This window comes from Streptomyces prasinopilosus, assembly GCF_001419695.1.
Classification (GTDB): Bacteria; Actinomycetota; Actinomycetes; order Streptomycetales; family Streptomycetaceae; genus Streptomyces; species Streptomyces prasinopilosus.
Window position 1 is genome coordinate 1 of sequence record NZ_LIRG01000327.1, and the last position, 4,612, is coordinate 4,612.

Genomic DNA, 4,612 nt, shown 5'->3' on the forward strand with positions numbered 1-4,612 from the left:
AGGACGCAGCCTGCCGCCTGACCGTCCAGGCGGCGGGCTGCGTCCTGTGGCGCCGTTCCCCGGTCACGGGCACGCTCGAAGTGTGTCTCGTCCACCGCCCCAAGTACGGCGACTGGTCCTGGCCCAAGGGGAAGCTGAAGCGCGGCGAGGACGCCCTGGCGGGCGCGCTGCGCGAGGTCGCCGAGGAGACGGGGCACTCCGCCGTGGCGGCCGCCGAGCTCCCCTCGGCGCACTACCTGGCGAACGGCCGCCCCAAGCGCGTGCGCTACTGGGCCGCCGAGGCGATATCCGGCACGTTCACCCCCAACGACGAGGTGGACCGCGTCCTGTGGCTCCCCCCGCACCGGGCCCGCCGCCGGCTCACCGAGCCGAGGGACGCGGACCTGGTGGACGCCCTCCTCGCCACGTTCCGCCCACCGGCGTAGCGCTCCCGGCCCCCGCCGGAGGATCGGCCGCGCTCGCCTTCCGCCGGCATCTCGCCTATGCCGCCGAGGGGTTCTCGGTGGTCCGCAGGAGCCGGCTGCTGCGCGTGCTGGCCATCCTGTCCTTCGGCTTCTGCATCGGTTCGCTGCCGGTGCAGAACATCGCCCTCCCGCAGTACTTCCAGGCTCAGGGCCGCCCCGAGGTGCTGGGGTTGTTCCTCCTGTGCACCAGTACCGGGGGCATCGTCGGGGCGCTGGCGTTCGGCGGGCTGAGCCGCAGGGCCACCATGCGGACGCTGTTCGTCTCGGCGATCGTCGGCTCCAACGTCCTGCTGTTCGCCCTGGCCACCCTGCCGGACACCCTGCCCCTGCTGGTGCTGGCCACGGCGCTCGGCCTGATCGCCGGACCGATCACCCCCATCTTCAACATCGCTCTCCAGGCCGGGGTGCCGGCGGAGGTGCTCGGCCGGGCGCTCAGCGTCTTCACCGCCACGGCCTGCGTCGCCGCCCCGGTGGGCTATGTGATCTGCGGGCCCCTGATCGACGCGTTCGGGGCGGGGGCGGCGCTCCTGCTCCTGGCGATGGCCATGGTGCCGATCTCGCTGGTGGCCCTGTGCTCCCCCGCGCTCCGCACCCTCGACAGCCCGCCGCTCCCGGCCGCCCCCCGTGCCGTCGCCGGACAACCCGATTGAGGAAGGGAAGTCATGTCCTCCACCGCCCCCCCGGCCTCCGCGTCGACGACCCCGGCGTTCACCGGCCGCACCCTGCTGCTGGTCGCGTCCGGAGCCGTCAACACCGTCCATCTGCCGTACTGGCTGACCTGGCTGCGCAAGCAGTACCCCGACGTGACCGTGAAGGTGGTGGCCACCCGCAGCGCACTGCGCTTCACGACGCTGCAGGCCCTGTCGGCGCTCACCTCCCACGAGGCGATCCTCGACGCATGGCCGGACGAACCACGGCCCACCGCCCTCCACGTCGACCTGGTCGAGTGGGCCGACTCGGTGGCCGTCTACCCGGCCTCGATGCACTACGTCTCGCGCGCGGCCCTGGGGCTCGCGGACAGTCCCAGCCTTCTGGCGGTGCACAGCACGGACGCCCCGGTGGTGATCGCTCCGTCGCTGCCGCCGCGGATCGAGGAGAACCCGGTGTACGCGCGGCACGTCAAGGCGCTGGAGGAACGGTCCAACGTGGCCGTGGCCCCCACGCAGCCGGCCGTCAGCGTCACGACCGGCCGCAAGGAGGCGCGTTCCTCGGCGCCGATGTGGACCGTGCTGGCCGCCCTGGAGAACCTGCGCACGGCGGCCGGCGGCAGCACGGAGGAAAAAGAGGAAAGAAATTGAAGGAAATACATTGACCCACCCCGGAGAAGGCCACATCATTAGTTAGAAATTAACGCCCGAAGAGCCGGACGGAAAAGCAAACAATTCCCCGGACTTCCTTTCCGGCATTCCTTGCGTCATTGCAACTGTTGTGAACTCCTTATTCGAGCGGGGGAATCGTGGCCACCGGAGATCGCCAGATCTATTGCTATGCGGACCAGCAGTTCTTCGAGATGCCCGATCGCTGGAACCGCGGCCTGACCCCGTTCCACGTCTCCCGGCGCCCCGCTCCGGCCGGCTGGACCAGGACCGCGCGCGGCAGCTGGGTCCAGCTGACGCCGCGGTCGTACGCGCCCCGCACCCAGGGCTGGAAGGTCCACGTCTCGGCCACGCACGACCGGGCGGACGAGGCGTGTTCGATCGTGTGGGACTACTGCGTCCGCGAGAACGTGCGCTTCAAGTACCTCGCCGGCCCCGAGGTGTTCCTGGCCCACAACGCGAAGTACGCCCCGCGGTCGGGCAGCGGGAAGCTGCTCACGGTCTACCCGGACGACGACGAGCGCCTGCACGAGATCCTGCGCGACCTGGCCAAGGAACTCGACGGAATCGCCGGACCCCGCGTCCTGAGCGACCTCCAATGGCATGACAGTCCTCTTTTCCTGCGCTACGGCGCCTTCGTCGAGCGCTACTGCACCGACGCCGACGGCTCCATCGTGCCGGCCCTGGAGAAACCCGACGGAGAACTGGTCCCCGATCTGCGCCGCCCGGTGTTCTCCGTCCCTTCCTGGGCCCCTGTCCCCCCGTTCGTCAAGGAATTGATGGAGCGGCGCAAGACGCAGGGAGAATTTCCCTACCGTGTGCAAAAGGCGCTTCATTTCTCGAATGCCGGCGGGGTCTACGCGGCCGAGCGCGAGGCCGACGGCGCGCCCTGCGTGCTCAAGGAGGCCCGCCCGCACGCCGCGCTCGACATGCGGTTCGGTGACGCCGTCCAGCGGCTCCGCACGGAGAAGTGGGCGCTGGAACTGCTGGACGGCGCCGACGGCGCGCCTCGCCTCCTGGACTACTTCTCCCTCGACAGCCACGAGTTCATGGCCATGGAGTACGTGGACGGGGTGAACCTGTGGGTGTGGATGGCCCGCAACCATCCGATGCTGGTCACCGACGCGCCCACCCCCGAGGACTACGCCGCGTACACCGCGAAGGCGCTCTCCCTGCTGGGCCACGTGGAGAGGATCATCGACGGCTTCCACGCCCGGGGTCTCGCCTTCGGGGACCTGCACTTCGGCAACGTCGTCGTCCGGCCCGACGGATCGGTCGCCCTCATCGACTACGAGGCCGCCTTCGCCACCTCGGAGGAGGACCATGTGCCCGCCCTCGGCACGGCCGGGTTCTCCGCGCTGTGCGGGCGACGGGGGCGCGCGATCGACCACTACTGCCTGGCCGCGCTGAAGGCCGCGCTCTTCTTCCCCTTCGAGAAGGTGCGGGCCCTGGACCGCTCCAAGGCGGCCGAGCAGCTGGACTTCATCGCCGAACGCTTCCCGTTGCCCGCCGGATTCCTCGACCCGGTACGCCGTGAACTCATCGGGGACGAGGCCCCCGCGGGCGTCCGGCGGCGGATGGCGCTGGAGACCGGCCCGGACGCCCGGCGCGCCGCCGCGGCCTCCATGGCCTCCGCCATCGCGGCCTCCGCCGACGTCCACCGGACCGACCGGCTCTTCCCCGGTGACTCGGAGCTGTTCAGGACCGGTGGCGCGGGATTCGCCCACGGCGCCGCCGGCATCCTGTGGGCCCTCGACACGAGCGGCTTCCCGGTCCTGCCCGCGCACCGGGAGTGGCTGGCCGAAGCCGCCCGGGTACCCCGCCCCCGCCAGGGGTTCTACGACGGCGCGCACGGCATCGCCCACGTGCTGGACCACCTGGGAAGCACCTCCGCCGCCGAGGAGCTCCTGGACCGGGCCGCCGAACCCTCCCGGCAGGTCCGCAGCATCGGACTGTACGACGGGCTCGCCGGTATCGGGCTCAACTACCTCCACTTCAAACGGCGCTGGGGCACCACCCGGTTCGACGGGGAGATCACCGCCATCGCGGAGAGCCTGTCGGCGGCCCTGCGAGCGGACCGCCCCCTGACCGGCCCCGGAGCGCACTCCCCTCACGTACGGGCGGGTTTGATGCACGGTTGGTCCGGAGTGGGCCTCTTCTTCCTCCGCCTCCACGAGGACCGGCCCGACAAGCGGCACCTCGACACCGCCGTGGCCGCCGTGCACCGCGACCTCGACCACTGCATCGTCACGGCCAACGGCTCGCTGCAGGTGGAGGACCCCATGGTGCGCACCCTCGGCTACCTCGACGTCGGCAGCGCCGGCATCGCCCTCGTCGCCGACGAGATCCTCGCCCTGCACCGGGACGACCGCCTCCACGACCGGCTGCCCGCCCTGCTGGCCGCCTGCGCGTCGGAGCTGGTCCTGCAGCCGCAGCTGTTCACCGGCCGCGCGGGACTGCTGGCGGCGCTGGAGCGCAACGGACGGCGCGATCCCGGCCTGGACACCGGCCGGGTGACGCGGCGGCACCTCGCGTGCTTCGACTGGCACGCGCTGGACCACGGCGGGCACCTGGCGTTCCCCGGGGACTTCTCGCTCAAGCTCTCCATGGACCTCGCCACCGGGACCGCGGGCGTCCTGCTGACCGCTCAGGCGGTCATGGGAGCGCAGGGATCGTTCCTGCCCTTCTTCACCGACCGGCCGTCCTCCGGCACCGGCTGACCGACAGCCGCCGGCCGGCCCCCACAGACCCCCCTCGATCGCCGATCGCGGGACAGGCGCCTCACCGCGCCTGGCTTCCACCGAACACCAGCCACCTGAAGGGAGGTGCGCG

Annotated in this window: 4 protein-coding genes; all 4 read left to right on the forward strand. The window is 71.4% G+C overall.

Annotated elements, in window-relative coordinates:
- Positions 1-17 precede the first annotated feature (17 nt).
- Positions 18-425 carry an NUDIX hydrolase gene (locus AOK18_RS14705; protein ID WP_074994508.1) on the forward strand — a complete coding sequence of 136 codons (408 nt, stop codon included), beginning with the start codon at positions 18-20 and terminating at the stop codon, positions 423-425.
- The gene (locus tag AOK18_RS14710) at positions 329-1,114 is read left to right on the forward strand and encodes an MFS transporter (protein WP_107100351.1); all 786 of its coding nucleotides are present in this window, start codon (positions 329-331) and stop codon (positions 1,112-1,114) included. Before AOK18_RS14705 ends, AOK18_RS14710 begins: the two co-directional genes overlap by 97 nt.
- 12 nt (positions 1,115-1,126) lie before the next feature.
- Entirely contained in the window at positions 1,127-1,762 is a 636-nt protein-coding gene (locus AOK18_RS14715) for a flavoprotein (RefSeq protein ID WP_055694647.1), read from the forward strand.
- Positions 1,763-1,920: 158 nt separating this feature from the next.
- A complete protein-coding gene (gene lanKC, locus AOK18_RS14720) occupies positions 1,921-4,500 on the forward strand; it encodes a class III lanthionine synthetase LanKC (RefSeq protein WP_157865101.1) in 2,580 nt (859 codons plus the stop codon).
- Positions 4,501-4,612 lie beyond the last annotated feature (112 nt).

Excerpts from the sequence above, each read along its gene's own strand:
- AOK18_RS14715 (WP_055694647.1), top strand. The coding sequence starts at position 1,127 with ATGTCCTCCACCGCCCCCCCGGCCTCCGCGTCGACGACCCCGGCGTTC.